This is a genomic window from Pseudomonas sp. xss_2 (genome assembly GCF_043104195.1).
Taxonomy (GTDB): Bacteria; Pseudomonadota; Gammaproteobacteria; order Pseudomonadales; family Pseudomonadaceae; genus Aquipseudomonas; species Aquipseudomonas urmiensis.
The window spans coordinates 1-15,425 of record NZ_JBICKL010000090.1; the positions used below are offsets into that span (position 1 = coordinate 1).

At 63.0% G+C, this 15,425-nt stretch carries 13 protein-coding genes; all 13 read right to left on the reverse strand.

From position 1 onward, the window contains the following. Positions 1-67: 67 nt before the first annotated feature. Entirely contained in the window at positions 68-1,537 is a 1,470-nt protein-coding gene (gene nuoN, locus ACF8K2_RS22965) for an NADH-quinone oxidoreductase subunit NuoN (RefSeq protein ID WP_264235849.1), read from the reverse strand. 7 nt (positions 1,538-1,544) lie between these two features. Further along, positions 1,545-3,077, reverse strand: a complete 1,533-nt coding sequence (nuoM, locus tag ACF8K2_RS22970) for an NADH-quinone oxidoreductase subunit M (RefSeq protein ID WP_186557158.1) — start codon at positions 3,075-3,077, stop codon at positions 1,545-1,547. A 49-nt stretch (positions 3,078-3,126) separates the two neighbouring features. Next, positions 3,127-4,980 (reverse strand): NADH-quinone oxidoreductase subunit L, encoded by a 1,854-nt coding sequence (gene nuoL, locus ACF8K2_RS22975; protein ID WP_264235850.1) that lies wholly within the window; start codon positions 4,978-4,980, stop codon positions 3,127-3,129. Next, positions 4,977-5,285, reverse strand: a complete 309-nt coding sequence (gene nuoK, locus ACF8K2_RS22980) for an NADH-quinone oxidoreductase subunit NuoK (protein ID WP_008096201.1) — start codon at positions 5,283-5,285, stop codon at positions 4,977-4,979. The genes nuoL and nuoK overlap by 4 nt, the downstream gene beginning before the upstream one ends. A 3-nt stretch (positions 5,286-5,288) precedes the next feature. Then, on the reverse strand, positions 5,289-5,789 hold the full coding sequence (nuoJ, locus tag ACF8K2_RS22985) for an NADH-quinone oxidoreductase subunit J (protein WP_186557156.1): 501 nt from the start codon (positions 5,787-5,789) through the stop codon (positions 5,289-5,291). Between the two features lie 10 nt (positions 5,790-5,799). Further along, complete coding sequence (nuoI, locus tag ACF8K2_RS22990; RefSeq protein ID WP_027592814.1) at positions 5,800-6,348, reverse strand: NADH-quinone oxidoreductase subunit NuoI; 549 nt, start codon at positions 6,346-6,348, stop codon at positions 5,800-5,802. Positions 6,349-6,359: 11 nt separating this feature from the next. Then, positions 6,360-7,367, reverse strand: coding sequence for an NADH-quinone oxidoreductase subunit NuoH (gene nuoH / locus ACF8K2_RS22995; RefSeq protein ID WP_186557155.1), 1,008 nt, complete (start codon positions 7,365-7,367; stop codon positions 6,360-6,362). After that, positions 7,364-10,078 carry an NADH-quinone oxidoreductase subunit NuoG gene (gene nuoG, locus ACF8K2_RS23000; protein WP_392467807.1) on the reverse strand — a complete coding sequence of 905 codons (2,715 nt, stop codon included), beginning with the start codon at positions 10,076-10,078 and terminating at the stop codon, positions 7,364-7,366. Before nuoG ends, nuoH begins: the two co-directional genes overlap by 4 nt. Before the next feature lie 133 nt (positions 10,079-10,211). Next, positions 10,212-11,591: an NADH-quinone oxidoreductase subunit NuoF gene (gene nuoF, locus ACF8K2_RS23005; protein WP_392467809.1), complete on the reverse strand. Its 1,380-nt coding sequence runs from the start codon at positions 11,589-11,591 to the stop codon at positions 10,212-10,214. Then, positions 11,588-12,085, reverse strand: coding sequence for an NADH-quinone oxidoreductase subunit NuoE (nuoE, locus tag ACF8K2_RS23010; RefSeq protein ID WP_186557152.1), 498 nt, complete (start codon positions 12,083-12,085; stop codon positions 11,588-11,590). Before nuoE ends, nuoF begins: the two co-directional genes overlap by 4 nt. Before the next feature lie 2 nt (positions 12,086-12,087). Continuing rightward, positions 12,088-13,869, reverse strand: coding sequence for an NADH-quinone oxidoreductase subunit C/D (gene nuoC, locus ACF8K2_RS23015; RefSeq protein ID WP_264235853.1), 1,782 nt, complete (start codon positions 13,867-13,869; stop codon positions 12,088-12,090). Positions 13,870-13,948: 79 nt separating this feature from the next. After that, the gene (locus ACF8K2_RS23020; protein WP_012313769.1) at positions 13,949-14,626 is read right to left on the reverse strand and encodes an NADH-quinone oxidoreductase subunit B family protein; all 678 of its coding nucleotides are present in this window, start codon (positions 14,624-14,626) and stop codon (positions 13,949-13,951) included. A gap of 9 nt (positions 14,627-14,635) precedes the next feature. Next, positions 14,636-15,049 carry an NADH-quinone oxidoreductase subunit A gene (locus ACF8K2_RS23025; RefSeq protein ID WP_003251427.1) on the reverse strand — a complete coding sequence of 138 codons (414 nt, stop codon included), beginning with the start codon at positions 15,047-15,049 and terminating at the stop codon, positions 14,636-14,638. Positions 15,050-15,425 lie beyond the last annotated feature (376 nt).

Below are 15,425 nucleotides of genomic sequence, written 5' to 3' on the forward strand. Positions count from 1 at the left end.
GGGCCGCACAGCGGCCGCAAAAAAAACACCCCGCCGAAGCGAGGTGTCTTGTACCGCCTTGAAGCAATCAGCCGATCAGTTGCAGACCCGCCTGCTGAACCATCTCCAGCAACGGCTGCGGATACACACCGAGGACGAAAGCGAGCAGGGCGATGGCCAGCAGCATCACGCCACCGGTGCGCTGCTCCCACTTCAGCGGGGCATCGTGGCGGCGCAGGTTCGGCTCGACCAGGTACAGGGTAACCATGACCCGCAGGTAGTAGTACACGCCGATGGCGCTACCGATGACCAGGGCACCGACCAACCACCACAGCTGCGACTCGACGCCGGTAGCGATGATGTAGAACTTGCCGATGAAGCCTGCAGTCAGCGGGATACCGGCCAGCGACAGCATCATCACGGTCAATACCGCAGTCAGGTACGGACGACGCCAGAACAGGCCGCGGTACTCGTACAGGGCGTCGGCATCACGGCCAGCATACGGCGAGGACATCAGGGTGATAACGCCGAAGGCGCCAAGGCTGGTGATCACGTAGGTGACCAGGTACACGCCCATGGCTTCCAGGGCCAGGCCCTTGCTGGCGATCAGGGCGATCAGCAGGTAGCCGAAGTGGGCGATCGACGAATAACCGAGCAGACGCTTGAGGTTGCTCTGGGTCAGCGCCAACAGGTTACCGATCAGGATCGAGGCCACGGCGATCACTGCCAGTACGGTGCTCAGCACGCCACTGCTGGCGGCAGGGGAGAGCATGAACAGGCGGACCACCACGGCGAACACCGCGACCTTGCTGGCGGTGGCCAGGAAGGCTGCGACCGGCGCCGGGGCGCCTTCGTAGACGTCCGGGGTCCACAGGTGGAACGGCACCAGCGACAGCTTGAAAGCCAGGCCAACCAGCATCATGCCCAGGCCCAGTTGCGCCAGCAGGCTTGGCATGCCAGTGCTGGCCAAGGCCTTGCCGATGCCGTCGAAGCTCAGACTGCCCGCATCGGCATACAGCAGTGCCATGCCGAACAGCAGGAAGGCGGAACCGGCGGCCGACAAGACCATGTACTTGATACCGGCTTCCAGCGAGCGCTTGTTGAAGAACGCGTATGCCACCAGCCCGTAGACCGGCACCGACAGCAGCTCAAGGCCAATGAACAGACCCGCCAGGTGGTTGGCGCTGACCAGCACCAGACCACCCAGGGCCGACATCAGCAGCAGCAGGTAGAGCTCTTCGCGGTTGCCCGGATAGCCCTTGGAGCCTTCGCCCAGGTAGGCATGGGCGAGGGTCACGCAGGCCAGGGTAGCGACCAGCATGATCGCCATGTACAGGCAGGCGAACTTGTCGATGGTGATCAGCGGGGTGACCGCCAGCGGCGCGACCTTCAGCGCCGGCAGGATCGACAGTAGGGCCAGGTTCAGGCCGATGGTGGACAGCAGGAAGGTCTGCGAGTGATTGCGCTTCCAGGCGATCGCCAGCATCACCACGACCGTGGTGATGGTGGTGATCAGCATCGGCGCCAGTGCGATGAAGTGTTGAGTGGTGAATTCCATAGCGCTCTTACCGGGCCGAAGCGAGTTGAGTGAAAGCGGAGCCGAGCCACTGCTGCACACCGCTCATGGTGGCGGCAGAGGTATCGAGGAACGGCTGCGGGTAGACACCGAGCAGAATCAGCAGCCCCGCCAGACCCAGCACCATGATCAGCTCGCGGCTGTCCATGCCCGCCAGGACGGTGTCGGACTTGGCCGGACCGAAGTAGGCGCGGTGGATCATGATCAGCGAGTAGACCGAACCGAAGACCAGGCCGGTGGTGGCGATCACGGTGATCCACGGCACGTGGACGAAGCTGCCGATCAGGATCAGGAACTCGCCAACGAAGTTACCCGTGCCTGGCAGGCCCAGCGACGCCGCAGCGAAGAACAGGCTGATGGCCGGCAGGTAGGCGATGCGGTGCCACAGGCCACCCATCTGGCGCATGTCGCGGGTGTGCAGGCGCTCGTACAGCTGGCCGGACAGGATGAACAGCGCGGCAGCCGACAGGCCGTGGGCGAGCATCTGGATCACCGCGCCTTGCAGCGCTTGCTGGCTGCCGGAGTAGATACCGATCAGCACGAAGCCCATGTGCGAGACGCTGGAGAAGGCGATCAGGCGCTTGATGTCGGTCTGCGCGAAGGCCAGGAACGCACCGTAGAAGATACCGATCAGGCCCAGGGTCATGGCGATCGGGGCGAACTCGGCCGAGGCATTGGGGAACAGCGGCAGGGCGAAACGCAGCAGGCCGTAGGCCGCCGTCTTCAGCAAGATACCCGCCAGGTCTACCGAGCCTGCCGTTGGCGCCTGGGCGTGGGCATCAGGCAGCCAGGAATGGAACGGCACTACCGGCAGCTTGACCGCGAAGGCGATGAAGAAGCCCAGCATCAGCAGGTACTCGGTACCGGCTGGCAGTTCGGCCTTGAGCAGGTCGCTGTAGTTGAAGGTGATCACGCCGGTGGTGTTGTAGTTGACCAGCACCAGGCCGAGGATCGCCACCAACATGATCAGGCCGCTGGCCTGGGTGAAGATGAAGAACTTGGTCGCCGCGTAGATCCGGGTCTTCTTGCCATCTGCCGAGCTGTGACCCCAGAGCGCGATGAGGAAGTACATCGGCACCAGCATCATTTCCCAGAAGAAGAAGAACAGGAACAGGTCCAGGGCCAGGAACACCCCGACCACGCCGCCGAGGATCCACATCAGGTTGAGGTGGAAGAAGCCGACGTGGCGCTGGATCTCTTTCCACGAGCACAGCACCGAGAGCACGCCGAGCAGGCCGGTGAGCAGGATCATCAGCAGCGACAGGCCATCGAGCGCCAGGTGGATGCTGATGCCGAAGCGCTTGATCCACTCGACCTTGTATTCCAAGGTCCAGGCAGGTTCAGCGCCCGGGGCAGGGGCCAGGGTGTAGTCGCCGGTGCCCCACAGCCAGAGGCCGATACCGAGCAACAGGGACATGGTCAGCAGCGCAATCCAGCGCGGCAGGGTCGAGCCGAAGCGCTCACCCAGCCAGCACAGGAAGCCGCCGATGAAGGGGATCAGGATCAGCCAAGGCAAAATCATGACGGGTTCGTTTCCTTTGGCAAAGTCGCAAGGTTCGCAAGATTCATAGTCATACCGCAGCCGCCAGCACGGCGCCGAGCACGAGTACTGCACCTACGGCGATCGAAGCGGTGTACCAGCGCAGCTGGCCAGTCTCGGTCTTGCTCATGGCGACGTGGCCGCCACGCGCCATCCGAGGAATCAGGCCGATGCTGCGGTCCACCGGATCCTTGCGCAGGATGTGGCAGATCAGCAGGTAAGGTTTGACGAACAGCTTGTCGTAGATCCAGTCGAAGCCCCAGGCGGCGAACCACCAGGCCGACAGCGCGCGGCCGATGCCGCTGTTGGCGATCGCGGTGACCAGGCGACGCTTGCCCAGGAACAGCACCGCAGCCAGCAGGATACCGGCGATGGCGATGGCGCCCGAGGCGATTTCCAGGCTGTGCTTGGCTTCGCCGCCAGCGTGACCAGCGCTCTCTGGCAGAACACCCGCCAGCGGCGGATGGATCCAGGCGCCGACGAAGGTCGACAGCACGATCAGGGTACCCAGTGGCAGCCAGTGGCTGATGCCGTGGCCGGCGTGGGCTTCGGTCTTGGCTTCGCCGTGGAAGGCGATGAAGATCAGGCGGAAGGTGTACAGCGAGGTCATGAACGCACCGACCAGGCCGGCGTACAGCAGACCGGTGTTACCGCTGGCGAAGGCTTCCCAGAGGATCTCGTCCTTGGAGTAGAAGCCCACGGTGACGATTGGCAGGGCCGCCAGGGCCGCACCACCGACCACGAAGCTGGCGTAGGCCAGCGGCAGTTTCTTCCACAGGCCGCCCATCTTGAAGATGTTCTGCTCGTGGTGGCAGGCCACGATCACCGCACCGGAAGCAAGGAACAGCAGCGCTTTGAAGAACGCGTGGGTCATCAGGTGGAAGATCGCCGCGTCCCAGGCACCTACGCCCAGGGCGAGGAACATGTAGCCGATCTGGCTCATGGTCGAGTAGGCGAGGATACGCTTGATGTCGGTCTGGACCAGCGCGGCGAAGCCGGCCAGGACCAGGGTCACGCCACCGACGATGCCGACCAGGTGCAGGATATCCGGCGCCAGGGCGAACAGGCCGTGGGTACGGGCGATCAGGTAGACGCCTGCGGTCACCATGGTCGCGGCGTGGATCAGGGCCGAAACCGGGGTAGGACCGGCCATCGCGTCTGCCAGCCAGGTCTGCAGCGGCAGCTGTGCCGATTTACCCACCGCACCACCGAGCAGCATCAGGGTGGCCAGAACCATCCAGGTGTCGCCAGCCTGGAACTTCTGCGGTGCCAGCACCAGCAGTTCCTGCACGTTCAGGGTACCCAGCTGGGCGAACAGGATGAACAGGCCGATGGCCATGAACACGTCGCCGATGCGGGTGACGATGAACGCCTTGAGCGCCGCGTTACCGTTGTTGCGGTTGCTGTAGTAGAAACCGATCAATAGGTACGAGCACAGGCCCACGCCTTCCCAGCCGAAGTAGATGAACAGCAGGTTATCGCCCAGTACCAGGAACAGCATGCTGGCGATGAACAGGTTGGTGTACGAGAAGAAGCGCGAGTAGCCGGCTTCACCACGCATGTACCAGGAGGCGAACAGGTGGATCAAAAAGCCTACGCCAGTGACCACGCCAAGCATGGTCACCGACAGGCCGTCCACGTACAGGGTGAAGTTCGGCGCAAAGCCGTCCACCGACATCCACTGCCACAGCAGCTGGCTGTACGCGCCGCCCTCAGGCGGGGCGACGTTGAACTGCCAGATCACGTAGGCGGCCGTCGCGGCCGAGAGGCCTACCGAGCCGACGCCGATCAGCGCGGACAGGTTCTCCGAGAACCGTCCACGGGAGAACGACAGCAGCAAGAAGCCGATCAGGGGAAAGACGAAAGTCAGGAAGATAAGGTTCATCCGCGCATCTCACTGGCAGCATCGATGTCGAGAGTGTGGAAGCGGCGATACAGCTGCAGCAGGATCGCCAGGCCAATACTGGCCTCGGCGGCTGCCAGGCTGATCACCAGAATGAACATCACCTGGCCGTCGGGTTGCACCCAACGGGCACCGGCGACGATGAACGCCAGGGCAGAGGCGTTCATCATGACTTCCAGGCTCATGAGGACGAAGAGAATGTTGCGGCGGACCATCAGGCCAACCAGACCTAAGCAGAACAGGATGCCGGCGACCGCCAGACCATGCTCGAGAGGGATAGCACCCATGATTTACTCCTTCGCCTCGTTGCGGCCCAGGTGGAAGGCGGTGACGGCTGCGGCGAGCAGCAGCATCGAGGCCAGTTCGACCACCAGCAGGTAAGGGCCGAACAGGCTGATGCCGACGGCCTTGGCGTCCACGGTGGTGCCGCTGATGCCGGCGCCGCTTGGCGCGACGAACAGCACGTAGAGCAGCTCGAGCAGCAGCAGGGTGCCGAGCAACACCGGCCCTGCCCAGATGCCTGGCTTGAGCCAGCCTCGTTCCTGGGCGACCGAAGCCGGCCCAAGGTTGAGCATCATCACCACGAACACGAACAGCACCATGATGGCGCCGGCGTAGGCGATCACTTCCAGGGCACCGGCGAACGGCGCACCCAGGCTGAAGAAGATCATGGCCACGGAGATCAGCGAAATGATCAGGTAAAGCAGGGCATGCACAGGGTTGGTACCGGTCACCACCCGAAGGGTGGAGACCACGGCGATCCCGGATGCGAAGTAGAAAGCGAATTCCATCTTTCTGTCCTTATGGGAGCAAGCTCTTCACGTTGATCGGCTCAGCTTCGTTCTGTGCAGAGCCTTTCGGCTTGCCAGCGATGGCCATACCCGCAACACGGTAGAAGTTGTAGTCAGGGTTCTTGCCGGGGCCGGAGATCAGCAGATCTTCTTTCTCGTACACCAGGTCCTGACGCTTGAACTCGGCCATTTCGAAATCCGGCGTGAGCTGGATCGCGGTGGTCGGGCAGGCTTCCTCACACAGGCCGCAGAAGATGCAGCGCGAGAAGTTGATGCGGAAGAACTCCGGGTACCAACGACCGTCCTCGGTCTCGGCCTTCTGCAACGAGATGCAGCCAACCGGGCAGGCCACCGCGCAGAGGTTGCACGCTACGCAGCGCTCCTCGCCATCGGGGTCGCGGGTGAGGACGATGCGCCCGCGGTAGCGCGGCGGCAGGTACACAGCTTCTTCGGGGTACTGCAGGGTGTCGCGTTTGCGGAACCCGTGGGAGAACACCATGGCCAGGCTGCGCAGCTGGGTGCCGGTGCCCTTAACGATGTCGCCGATATACTTGAACATGGGTCAAATCCTCACTGGGCCGCGACGGCTGGCGTGTTGTAAAGCACGAGCGCAGCGGTCACCAGCAAATTGATCAGGGTCAGCGGCAGGCAGAACTTCCAGCTGAAGTCCATCACCTGGTCATAGCGCGGGCGCGGGATCGAGGCGCGCAGCAGGATGAACAGCATGATGAAGAACGCGGTCTTCAGGGCGAACCACAGGAACGGTACTTGCGGCAGGATGCCGAACGGACCGTGCCAGCCACCGAAGAACAGGGTTACCAGCAGCGCCGAGATGAGGATGATGCCGATGTACTCACCGACGAAGAACATGCCCCATTTCATGCCGGCATATTCAATGTGGTAGCCGTCGGCCAGTTCCTGTTCTGCTTCCGGCTGGTCGAACGGGTGACGGTGAGTCACGGCGACGCCTGCGATGAAGAAGGTGCAGAAGCCAAAGAACTGCGGAATGATGAACCACAGGTTCTGCGCCTGGTAGTCGACGATGTCGCGCATGTTGAACGAGCCAACCTGCACCACCACGCCCATCAGTGCCAGGCCCAGGAACACCTCGTACGAGACGGTCTGTGCCGAGGCCCGCAGGCTGCCGAGCAGGGCGTACTTGTTGTTCGACGACCAGCCGGCGAACAGCACGGCGTAGACCGACAGACCGGCCATGGCGAAGAAGAACAGCAGGCCGATGTTCAGGTCGGCAACGCCCCAGGTCGGGGTGATCGGGATGATCGAGAAGGCAATCAGCAGGGCGCTCATCGCCACCACCGGTGCCAGGGTGAAGATCATCCGATCGACGAAGGGCGGGTTCCAGTCTTCCTTGAAGAACATCTTCAGCATGTCTGCTGCGATCTGGAACATGCCGAACGGGCCAACCCGGTTCGGACCATAACGGTCCTGCCACCAGCCCAGCAGGCGCCGCTCGACGAAGCTGAGCAGCGCGCCGCAGACCACCACGGCCAGCAAGACCACCACGGCCTTGACCACGGCGATGATCGCATCGATCACTTCGGGGGTGAACCAGCTCATTGTGCTGCCTCCTGCAGGCCTTCTACGGATGCACCGAAGATGGCTGGCGGAATGCCGGCCAGGCCTTTCGGCAACGCGACCAGGCCTGCGCCCAGCTGTTCATTGATCCGCAGCGGCAGGCGCAGTGCCACACCGGCCACGGTCAGGCTCAGCATTGCACCGTCGTTGACGCCCAGGCGATCGGCTTCGGACTTGGCCAGGGCCACGTAGGCGGCCGGGATGCGCTCTTGCACGGGCGCGGCGCGCGAGGAGCTCTCTTCGCTGCCGAACAGGTGGAAGAACGGTACTGCAGTCCAGCTGCCACGGGCCGGGTTGAAGGCGCCCGGAATGGCGTTGAACCAGCTCAGGCGATCACCCTGCGACTCGATCAGGCGGATGCCTGGGTCACCGGCACGCAGGTGGCCACCGACTTCGTCCTGGAACTTGTTCCAGGCCTGCGGCGAGTTCCAGCCCGGCGACCAGGCAAATGGCACCTGCTGACGGGGCTCGACCGAGCCCGAGTAGCCTTCCATGGAGAAGGCGAACGCGGAGTCTTTGTCTTGCGGGGTGCGCGGTTCGTGCACGCTGATGTTGGCGCGCATGGCAGTACGGCCGGAGTAGCGCAGCGGCTCACGGGCAAGCTTCATGCCCTTGATGCGGAACGCAGCACTTGGCGCGGCGTTGACGATCCCGGCCAGTTGCGGCGCGGCTTCGGCGCAGGCGCTGGTGACGTGGTCCAGCTGGGTCCAGTCGACCGGCTTGTTGAGCAGGGTGGCACGCAGGGCGTGCATCCAGCGCCAGCCTTCGTGGATCTGGATGCTGCTGTCCAGGTAGGTCGGATCGAACACCTGGAAGAAGCGCTGGGCACGGCCTTCCTGGCTGACCAGGGTGCCGTCGCCTTCGGCGAACGATGCCGCTGGCAGGACCAGGTGGGCGCGGTCGCTGGTGGCGGTCTTGGAGTGATCGGCGACGATCACCACCTTGGCTGCGGCCAGGGCCGCGTCGACCTTGGCGGCCGGGACGCGGGCGTACAGGTCGTTTTCCACCACCACGATGGCGTCGGCTTTGCCGCTGATCACTGCATCCAGCGCGGCATCCACCGAATCACCGCCGAGCATGGCCAGGCCGAGGCTGTTGGCCTCAGGTACGACCAGGCTCAGCGAGCCGTTCTTCTCGCGCAGCTTGAGCGCCTTGGCGATGTTGGCGGCAGCTTCGATCAGGGCCGGGTCGGCCAGCGAGGTACCGGCAACCACCAGCGGACGCTGGGCGGCGACCAGGGCGTCGGCGATGCGCTGGGCCAGGGCCTTGGCGTCATCGTCCAGGCCTGCTACGGCCGGAGCGCTTGGGTCGATGGCGTGGGCCACGGCAAAGCCCAGGCGCGCCAGGTCGGCGGGGGCTGCGTGCACGCACTCTTCGGCGACGTCGTCGAGCTTGGTTTCAGCAAGGCTGGCGATGAACAGCGGGTACAGCGCGTGCTGGCCGATGTTCTTCACCGCAGCGTCGAGCCAAGGCTGTACGCGCATGGCGTCGGCCATGGCTTCGGCCTTGCCTTTGGTGGCCTGGCGCACGGCCAGGGCAACGCGGGCGGCGGTCTGGGTCAGGTCTTCACCGAGCACGAACACGGCGTCGTGATCTTCGATCTCGCGCAGGGTCGGCACGGGCAGGGGGCTGGCGTTGAGTACATTCAGTGCCAGGCGGACACGGGCCAGTTCGCCCGCTTCCATACCCGAATAGAAGTACTCGGCACCGACCAGCTCGCGCAGGCCGTAGTTGCTTTCCAGGCTGGCGCGTGGCGAGCCGATACCGACGATGGTGCGGCCGCGCAGCAGGTCGGCGGCCTTGTCCAGGGCAGCGTCCAGGCCCAGCTTGGTGCCATCGGCCAGGTGTGGCTGGCGCGGACGGTCCTTGCGGTTGACATAGCCGTAGCCGAAGCGGCCACGGTCGCACAGGAAGTACTGGTTGACCGAGCCGTTGAAGCGGTTCTCGATCCGGCGCAGTTCGCCGTAGCGCTCGCCCGGGCTGATGTTGCAGCCGCTTGAGCAGCCATGGCAGATGCTTGGGGCAAACTGCATGTCCCACTTACGGTTGTAGCGTTCGGAGTGGGTCTTGTCGGTGAACACACCGGTCGGGCAGACCTCGGTGAGGTTGCCGGAGAACTCGCTTTCGAGCACGCCGTCTTCAACGCGACCGAAGTACACGTTGTCGTGGGCGCCATAGACGCCCAGATCGGTGCCGCCGGCGTAGTCCTTGTAGTAACGCACGCAGCGATAGCAGGCGATGCAGCGGTTCATTTCGTGGGAAATGAACGGGCCGAGGTCCTGGTTCTGGTGGGTACGCTTGGTGAAACGGTAACGGCGCTCGTTGTGGCCGGTCATCACCGTCATGTCTTGCAGGTGGCAGTGACCGCCTTCCTCGCAGACTGGGCAGTCGTGCGGGTGGTTGGTCATCAGCCATTCGACGACGCTGGCGCGAAATGCCTTGGACTCTTCATCTTCGATGGAGATCCAGGTGCCGTCGGAGGCAGGGGTCATGCACGACATGACGATACGACCACGGGTGTCGTTCTCGTCGGTGTACTGCTTGACCGCACACTGCCGGCAGGCACCGACGCTACCGAGCGCCGGGTGCCAGCAGAAATAAGGGATGTCGAGGCCGAGCGACAGACAGGCCTGTAACAGGTTGTCCGCACCGTTGACTTCGAGCGCTTTGCCGTCTACGTGGATAGTGGCCATGGTTCAAAGTTCTTCGTTGGCCCGCGTGAGCAGGCGTGGCTAATGGAAATCGGTGTGCCTGCGGCTCTGCCCGATACACTCGGACGAGCCTGCGAGGCTGGCGGATGGCACGGACCACCCGCACTTGATCTTGTTATGCGCCGACCACGATCGGCCCGGTCGGAATTGGCTTGGCCAGGTTCGGGCGCAGGGCTTCGCTGGCGCAATCGCTGGCGACGCCGGCCTCGAACTCGGACCGGAAGTACTTGATGGCACTGCCCAATGGCTCGACGGCACCGGGTGCGTGAGCACAGAAGGTGCGGCCAGGGCCGAGGAAGTTGACCAGGCCCAGCAGAGTCTCGATGTCTTCGGCGCGGCCTTGGCCTTGCTCCAGCGAGCGCAGCATCTTCACGCTCCAGGGCAGGCCGTCACGGCATGGGGTGCACCAGCCGCACGATTCGCGGGCGAAGAACTCTTCCATGTTGCGCAGCAGCGAGACCATGTTGATGCTGTCATCGACCGCCATGGCCAGGCCCGTACCCATCCGCGTACCAACCTTGGCGATACCGCCGGCGTACATCTGCGCATCCAGATGCTCTGGCAGCAGGAAACCGGTACCGGCGCCGCCAGGCTGCCAGCACTTGAGCTTGAAGCCATCGCGCATGCCACCGGCGTAGTCTTCGAACAGCTCGCGGGCGGTAACGCCGAACGGCAGCTCCCACAGGCCAGGGTTCTTTACCTTGCCGGAGAAGCCCATCAGCTTGGTGCCGTGGTCTTCGCTGCCTTCGCGGGCCAGCGACTTGTACCAGTCGACGCCGTTGCCGACGATGGCCGGAACGTTGCACAGGGTTTCGACGTTGTTCACGCAGGTCGGCTTGCCCCACACGCCCACGGCGGCAGGGAAGGGCGGCTTGGAGCGCGGGTTGGCGCGGCGGCCTTCGAGCGAGTTGATCAGTGCGGTTTCTTCACCGCAGATGTAGCGCCCGGCACCGGTGTGCACGAACAGCTCGAAATCAAAACCGCTGCCCAGGATGTTCTTGCCCAGCAGGCCTGCGGCCTTGGCTTCATCGATGGCGCGGTTGAGGTTCTTGGCGGCGGTGGTGTACTCGCCACGCAGGAAGATGTAGCCGCGGTAGGCCTTCAGGGCGCGGGCGCTGATCAGCATGCCCTCGACCAGCAGATGGGGCTGTTGCTCCATCAGCATGCGGTCCTTCCAGGTGTTGGGCTCCATTTCGTCCGCGTTGCACAGCAGGTAGCGGATGTTCATGGATTCGTCTTTGGGCATCAGGCCCCACTTCACCCCAGTGGGGAAGCCAGCGCCACCACGGCCCTTGAGGCCGGCGTCCTTGACGGTCTGGACGATATCGTCCTGGGACATCTGCGCCAGTGCCTTGCGGGCGGCGGCGTAGCCGTCCTTGGCCTGGTACTCGGCGAGCCAGACTGGCTCGCCGTCGTCACGCAGGCGCCAGGTCAGCGGGTGGGTTTCGGCTGCGCGCGCGATGCGGTTGGCCGGGCCGAAGGAAGTGATGGTCATACGTAACCCTCCAGCAGTTTGGTGACGCCAGCAGGCTGCACGTCGCCAAAGGTGTCATCGTCGATCATCAGCGCCGGGGCCTTGTCGCAGTTGCCCAGGCAGCACACCGGCAGCAGGGTGAAACGCCCGTCTGCGGTGGTCTGGCCCAGGCCGATGCCCAGCTCGCTCTGGATCTGGCTGACGACCGATTCATGGCCGCCGATGTAGCAGACCATGCTGTCGCACACGCGAATGATGTGGCGGCCAACCGGCTGACGGAAGATCTGGCTGTAGAACGTAGCCACACCTTCGACGTCGCTGGCCGGGATGCCGAGAATCTCGCCGATCGCGTAGATGGCGCCGTCAGGCACCCAGCCGCGCTGTTTCTGGACGATCTTCAGGGCTTCGATGGACGCCGCGCGCGGGTCCTCGTAGTGGTGCATCTCGTGCTCGATGGCCGAGCGCTCGGTTTCGCTCAGGGCGAAACGGTCGGTTTGGATAAGCGTGCTGTTCATGCTTAGCGGTCCACGTCAGCCATAACGAAGTCGATACTGCCCAGGTACGCGATCAAGTCCGCGACCATGCTGCCTTTGATCACCGAAGGGATCTGCTGCAGGTGCGGGTAGCTTGGGGTACGAATCCGGGTGCGGTAGCTCATGGTGCCGCCATCGCTCGTCAGGTAGTAACTGTTGATGCCCTTGGTCGCTTCGATCATCTGGAACGACTCGTTGGCCGGCATGACCGGGCCCCACGAGACTTGCAGGAAGTGCGTGATCAAGGTCTCGATGTGCTGCAGGGTGCGCTCTTTCGGTGGCGGCGTGGTCAGCGGGTGGTCCGCCTTGTACGGGCCTTCCGGCATGTTGCGCAGGCACTGGTCGATGATGCGGATACTCTGGCGCATCTCCTCGACCCGGACCATGCAGCGATCGTAGGCATCGCCGTTGTGGGCCAGCGGTACTTCGAACTCGAAGTTCTCGTAGCCGGAGTAGGGGCGGGCTTTACGCAGGTCGAAGTCGCAACCGGTGGAACGCAGGCCGGCACCGGTGGTGCCCCATGCCAGCGCTTCCTGGGTGTTGTAGGCGGCAACGCCGATGGTCCGGCCTTTGAGGATGCTGTTCTGCAGGGCCGCCTTGGTGTATTCGTCGAGGCGCTTGGGCAGCCATTCGACGAAGTCCTTGACCAGCTTGTCCCAGCCGCGCGGCAGGTCGTGGGCGACGCCACCGATGCGGTACCAGGCCGGGTGCAGGCGGAAGCCGGTGATCGCTTCGATCACGGTGTAGGCGCGCTGGCGGTCGGTGAAGGTGAAGAACACCGGGGTCATGGCGCCGACGTCCTGGATATAGGTACCCAGGAACAATAGGTGGCTGGTGATGCGGAAGAATTCGGCGAGCATGATACGAATCACGTCGACTTTCTGCGGCACCTGGATACCGGCGAGTTTCTCGACCGCGAGCACGTACGGCAGGTTGTTCATCACCCCGCCGAGGTAGTCGATACGGTCGGTGTAGGGGATGAAGCTGTGCCAGGACTGACGCTCGGCCATCTTCTCGGCACCACGGTGGTGGTAGCCGATGTCCGGGACGCAGTCGACGATCTCTTCGCCGTCCAGCTGCAGGACGATACGGAACGCACCGTGCGCGGACGGGTGGTTGGGGCCAAGGTTGAGGAACATGTAGTCCTCGTTGGCGCCCTGGCGCTTCATGCCCCAGGCTTCCGGGTTGAAGCGAGCCGATTCCTCTTCAAGCTGCTGCTTGGCCAGGGTCAGGCTGTAGGGATCGAACTCAGTGGCGCGGGCAGGGTAGTCCTTGCGCAGCGGGTGACCTTCCCAGGTCGGCGGCATCATGATCCGGCTCAGGTGCGGGTGGCCGGCAAAGTCGATGCCGAACATGTCCCAGACTTCGCGCTCGTACCAGTTGGCGTTTGGCCAGATGCCGGTCACGGTCGGCAGGTTCAGGTCGCCTTCGCTGAGCGCGACCTTGATCATCACGTCGCTGTTACGCTCGACCGACAGCAGGTGGTAGAACACGCTGAAGTCGGCGGCGGGCAGGCCGCGGCGCTGGGTGCGCAGGCGCTCGTCGACACCGTGCAGGTCGTACAGCATGCTGTAGGGTTTGGCGACGCCGCGCAGGAAGCTGAGCACCTCTTTGAGCTGGGCGCGCTTGACCCACAGCACAGGCATGCCGGTGCGGGTCTCTTGGGCGACGAATGCTTCGGCGCCAAAACGGTTGTTCAGTTCGACGACCACATCTTGGTCGTCAGCCTTGTAAGGCGGAATGAAAATAGCGTTGTCCGCTGTCATGGTCTCGGTCGCTTTGGGTCAACGTAGAGAATGAAGCCAGGCCGCCGGCTCCAGGGGGAGCGGGCGGCAGGTCGCTGGATCAGACTTCGTCGGGGCTGCGCAGGTTGGTTACCGCGATACGCTGTTCGCGACGCAGGTCTTTCTGGGCAGGCATCTCGGCACGGTAAATGCCTTGATCACCAACCACCCAGGAAAGCGGGCGTCGCTCCTGTCCGATCGATTCCTGCAGCAGCATCAAGCCTTGCAGGAACGCCTCAGGGCGTGGCGGGCAGCCAGGTACGTAGACATCCACGGGGAGGAACTTGTCGACCCCCTGAACGACCGAGTAAATGTCGTACATGCCGCCGGAGTTGGCGCACGAACCCATGGAAATGACCCATTTAGGTTCGAGCATCTGCTCATACAGGCGCTGGATGATCGGCGCCATCTTGATGAAGCAGGTCCCGGCGATGACCATGAAGTCGGCCTGACGCGGCGAGGCCCGGATGACTTCGGCGCCGAAGCGGGCGATGTCGTGGGGTGCCGTGAAGGCCGTGGTCATTTCCACGTAGCAGCAGGACAGGCCGAAGTTATACGGCCAGAGGGAGTTCTTGCGCCCCCAGTTGACCGCGCCACGCAGGACATCTTCGAGTTTCCCCATGTAGATGTTCTTGTGGACCTGGTCCTCTAGCAGTTGGTCGGTGACGGTTTCCCGCTCACCGACCGGATACTGCTCGTTGGGCGCATCCGGATCGATTCTGGTGAGATTGTATTGCATGCCAAAGCCTCATTGTTTCAGCTTCGCTTGCCGCTTGCGGCGACCTTCGGGAGCCCAATCAAGTGCCCCGACGCGCCATAGGTAGACAAGACCTGCCAACAGAATTGCTATGAAAACGAGTGCTTCGACGAATCCGGTCCAGCCGCTTTCGCGGACGGACACAGACCATGCAAAGAGAAAGAGGGCTTCGATATCGAAGATCACGAACAGCATCGCGACCAGATAGAATTTGGCGGACAGGCGTAGGCGGGCGCTGCCGACGGGCAGCATGCCGGATTCGAAGGGTTCGTTCTTGGCGCGGCCCCAGGCCTTGCTACCGAGCAGGCTGGACAGACCGAGCATGAAGGCACACAGGCCGACGACACCCAGGAGGAAGATGGCAAAGCCCCAGTTGTGGGCGATGAGTCCTGCCGAATCGGACATGCTAGAGATCCTTATACAGAGACCCAGCTCTGCAGTCTGAAATAAGTAAAGCGGCGACGTGGTGTCGCAGGTGCAGTGACCAAATGTCGCAGCTGAATCAATCGCGCTGATTTTATGGGTAAACCCAGTGCAAGTAAAATTTCTGTCGCAAATTTATTCGTAGGATTAAGAACAAAAATCTTTTGTAACTGGCTGAAAGCCTTGGTATTCGGGCATTAGGCCTGCTTTTGTTAATTATGTTTCTTGCCTCGCGTAACGACTTGTAAGTTGCGTAATGATAATTAATATCATTTGATTTGAGCCGGTTAACTTTACCGGGTCTGGGCCTTGCAAAGTTCATTGGGCAAACCTCGCTACTTGCAAATGCGAAAAACTC